Annotated in this window: 4 protein-coding genes; all 4 read right to left on the bottom strand. The window is 63.2% G+C overall.

The features are described from left to right. Nucleotides 1-308: 308 nt before the first annotated feature. Nucleotides 309-653 (bottom strand): hypothetical protein, encoded by a 345-nt coding sequence (locus tag JOZ76_RS33525; protein WP_291705671.1) that lies wholly within the window; start codon nucleotides 651-653, stop codon nucleotides 309-311. 524 nt (nucleotides 654-1,177) lie between these two features. After that, entirely contained in the window at nucleotides 1,178-2,482 is a 1,305-nt protein-coding gene (gene pncB, locus JOZ76_RS33520; protein WP_291705670.1) for a nicotinate phosphoribosyltransferase, read from the bottom strand. A 142-nt stretch (nucleotides 2,483-2,624) separates the two neighbouring features. Next, nucleotides 2,625-2,837 (bottom strand): hypothetical protein, encoded by a 213-nt coding sequence (locus JOZ76_RS33515; protein WP_291705669.1) that lies wholly within the window; start codon nucleotides 2,835-2,837, stop codon nucleotides 2,625-2,627. A 444-nt stretch (nucleotides 2,838-3,281) separates the two neighbouring features. Further along, the coding region (locus JOZ76_RS33510) for an NAD(P)-dependent oxidoreductase (protein ID WP_291705668.1) at nucleotides 3,282-3,863 on the bottom strand (582 nt) is incomplete at its 5' end.

The following is a 3,863-nucleotide window of genomic DNA, read 5'->3' as shown; positions in this document are numbered from 1 at the left end:
CTTCCGCTTCGAAGCTTGCTTGACCCGTGGCATGGTCGCATCCTCCGTATCTGAGAGATTGCTTTCGATCCCTGCCTAGCCAGAACCCTACGCTCCGTTAGGAAGTCACGCAACGCATTGTTGTGCGTTCAGTTCGTTCAACTTGATGAATGACACCGGTGTTAGTTTTTTGAAATGATGAGAGGACGGACTTCCCCCAAAAGCTCGGGCGCTTAGGCGCGCCGAGGACGTGGATGGTGCGTCTGCACGCCTGAATCCGAATCGTGCCACAACAACGGTGTGAGAAGCTTGCCGACGAAGCTGCGCGATCAGCGCGAAACAGGTCCGGCAGGAGCAGGAGCAGGAGGCAGCGCGCGCGGCGCCACTGGTTGCGCCCTCGGCTGCGGAGGCCTCGGCTGTGGATTTGCAGCCGTCTGCTGGGCCGCAGAGGCGAACGCCATTTTCTCCCTGATGTCCTCCTCCGTCGCCTGCAACAGCACGATGTTCTGCACCATCTGGTCCTGCTTGGCAGCGAGCTGCTCGACGCTCCGCCTGATGCTTTCGAGATTGGACGCCAGCGGCGCGAGTTGCTGTGCCGGATCGGCAGCCGCGACCGCGGCCTGGGGCTCCGAAACAGGCAACAACCAGGCAAGGAGCGGAGTCCGGGCTGCCATCGTCCCCCTTGCCGCGTCACCATAGGATTGCCAGGCCAGCGTGGCGCCGACACCGATGAGAACAGCAATGAAAAAACGTGTCAGGGTGCGAACTATTCGTCGTCCGATCGGCGGCCGGCCCGTGGCCGCATGATCGTCCCTGGCGCCCTGGGAACGGGAAGAGTGCATCGACGGCTGCCTCGAGGGGCCAATGCGCAGATCGGTTAGGATGCCGTGCTCGCGCGTCCGCCTGCCGGATGACGTTCCTTCGTCTGTCATCCACTCCTGTTCCGGGAATGGCGGGTCGTCCGGGTGAAACATTCCTGCCTCCAACGGTGGTGCTCTCGCATTATTCGCGCAAAAGGACATCCGCTTTTGACGGAAGCGAGGCAGGAGCGCAGCTCTCCCATGGCGATTGTAAGAGCGTCGCGCGACGAGTTCCCGGAAATCGATTGCGGGAACAAACGCCCCTAGCGGGCGACGGATCAGGTTCTCAGCAGGTTTTTCAGAACACGCCGCGACGGAACCGCCGACGCGCGGATGCATCACACATGCACCGCCATGCGGACGCGGCCGACATTGCCGAACACGCGCAGATATCGCTCGATCTCGGCGGGATCGCCGGTGGCCTTTTCCGGATTATCGGAAAGCTTCACCGCAGGCCGGCCATCGACCGAGGTCACCTTGCAGACGATCGAGATCGGATCGAGATCGACCGAGCCGTCCGGCGTGCAGCCGACGAAATCGTTGGTCAGGTTGGTGCCCCAGCCAAAGCTGATCCGCACCCGGCCCGTGAAGCGGCGATAGGTCTCCTCGATGGACTCGACATCCATCGCGTCGGAGAACACCAGAAGCTTCTCCTTGGGATCGCGCCCCTTCTGCTTCCACCAATTGACGATCTCTTCGCCGGCCCGGATCGGTGGCGCGCTGTCGGGCCGAAATCCCGTCCAGTCCGCGACCCATTCCGGCGCATCGCGCAGAAACGGCTTTGTGCCAAAACAGTCGGGCAGCGCGATCAGCAGATTGCCGCCATAGGTCTGGCGCCACTGGTCGAGAATGCGGTACGGCGCCCAGCGCAGCTCGTCATCGTCATTGGCAAGCGCCGCGGCGACCATCGGCAGCTCATGGGCATTGGTGCCGATCGCCTCGAGATCGTTGTCCATCGCCAGCAGCACGTTGGAGGTGCCGGTAAACGACGGTCCGAGGCCTTCCTTGACCGCCTCCACGCACCAGCGCTGCCACAGAAAACCGTGCCGCCGGCGCGTGCCGAAATCCGACAGGCGCAGGCCCTCGAGCTTGCGCAGCCGTTCGACCTTGGTCCAGAGCTTTGCCTTGGCGCGCGCGTAGAGCACGTCGAGCGCAAAGCGTCCCTGCCCCTTCATGGCCTGGCGCGAGCGCAGCTCGTTGAGGATGGCGAGCGCCGGAATTTCCCACATCGTGGTGTGGGTCCACGGCCCGTGGAAATGCAGCTCGTACTGGCCTTCCACTTTGCGCAGTTCGTATTCGGGCAGACGGAACGTAGCGAGCCAAGAGATGAAGTCCGGCGAGAACATATGCGTCTTGCCGTAGAACGTGTTGCCGGCGAGCCAGATCAGTTCCTTCTTGGTGAAGCGGATGCTGCGCGCGTGGTCGAGCTGGGCCCGCAATTCCCCTTCGTCGATAACTTCGGCAAGGCGCACATGGCGCGAGCGGTTGATCACCGAAAAGGTCACCCGCTGATCCGGGTAGAATTCCCGAATCATTTGCATCATCAACAGCTTGTAGAAATCGGTATCGAGCAGGCTGCGGACGATCGGATCGAGCCGCCAGCCGTGATTGTAGGTCCTGCTCGCAATGTCCGTCACAGTCATGCGCGAACTCTAGCCTGCCGGGGAAAGCGCAGCCAGAGGCTTTGCGCAGACAAGCCGTGCAGGCCAGAGCCGATCGGCCGCCAACTGGCGGGAGAGTTAATCGCGTCCCGTTCGATCGGCAGATCGGCGCGTGGCAGAGCGCCTATGACGGGAAGTCGCCGGCCTGGATCTTTATCCGGTCGGCCCGAAGCGACCAGTGGCGCAGGGCCTGCTGCTCGCAAAACCGCTTCTTGGCGAGGTCAGTGGCCTGCCCTTCGCTCGATGCGTCGATCTCGACGGTCCGCTGGCAGATCTCGGCTTCCCGGCCGTTCTCGCCGAGGACGTTCTTCATGAAATGGATGACATAGCGCGGCACGATGGAACCTCCCCTCGCACGCCCGAGTACCTGGCCCCCCAAAACTACCCTCGCGCTTTCGCAGCCGCTTGACAAGCATCAAGCTGCGCTTTCGATCAACGCTACTTCAGGTAAGGCGGAATGAGAGGTAACACAGGATATCAGGCCCCCGCGGAGGGCAGGCTCGCCGCCGCGATCGCGACGATCAGCGCAAGCCGTTTCCCGATCCGGGACCGCGTGGAACGGAGCAGAGAGTTAATCCGGCGCATCGAAACTGTCCTTCGGCGCCAGCATCGAAACCATCAACTATCTGGCGCGCCTGACGAAAATGGCCACGGCCGGCGCGCCTGTCGAGATGGCCGTAAAAATAGCAACGGGGCCACCGCGCGCAGGTGGACGCGCAGTGGACTTATTGTCCCGGCCAGCGGAGAGACGATGAAAATATTCCCTGCGCGCTCTGCCGGCCTATTTTGGCGCAAAGCCGAACGCCTGTTCGAACCGCGCGGCATAGGCCGGCCAGGCCTCGGGGTTGATGAGGCGCGGCGGGCGGGCGCCGTCCAGCATGGCCATCACTTGTTCCGCCGCAATCCGGCCCATGTTCTCGCGCGCCTCGCGCGTCACGCCGGCGGTGTGCGGGCTCGCCAGCACGTTGTCGAAGGCAAGCAGCGGATGTTCGGGCGGCGGCGGCTCTTTCGACCAAACGTCGAGGCCGGCGCCGGCGATGCGCTTGTCACGCAGAGCAGCCAGCAGCGCGTCCTCGTCGTGGATGAATCCGCGCGCGGTGGTGATGAAGAAGGCATGCGGCCGCATCAGCGAAAATTCGCGCGAGCCGATCATGCCGCGGCTCTCTTTGGTCAGCGGGCAATTGATCGAAACATAGTCGGAGCGGCGCAGCAGCTCGTCGAGTTCGACCTTCTGCCCGCCCCTCGCCGACATTTCCTCACCCGAAAGGTAAGGATCATACGCCAGCACCTTCATGCCCAGGAGACCGCTGCACAGCGTGGCCAGGCGGCGCCCGACATGGCCGAGCCCGACGATGCCGAGGGT

This window comes from Bradyrhizobium sp., assembly GCF_019244115.1.
GTDB lineage: Bacteria > Pseudomonadota > Alphaproteobacteria > Rhizobiales > Xanthobacteraceae > Bradyrhizobium.
Note: the sequence above shows the minus strand (reverse complement) of the source record. Positions and strands in the feature narration are given on the sequence as shown.

Coding starts and splice junctions, on each gene's coding strand:
- JOZ76_RS33525 (WP_291705671.1), bottom strand. CDS start 653: ATGGCAGCCCGGACTCCGCTCCTTGCCTGGTTGTTGCCTGTTTCGGAG.
- pncB (WP_291705670.1), bottom strand. CDS start 2,482: ATGACTGTGACGGACATTGCGAGCAGGACCTACAATCACGGCTGGCGG.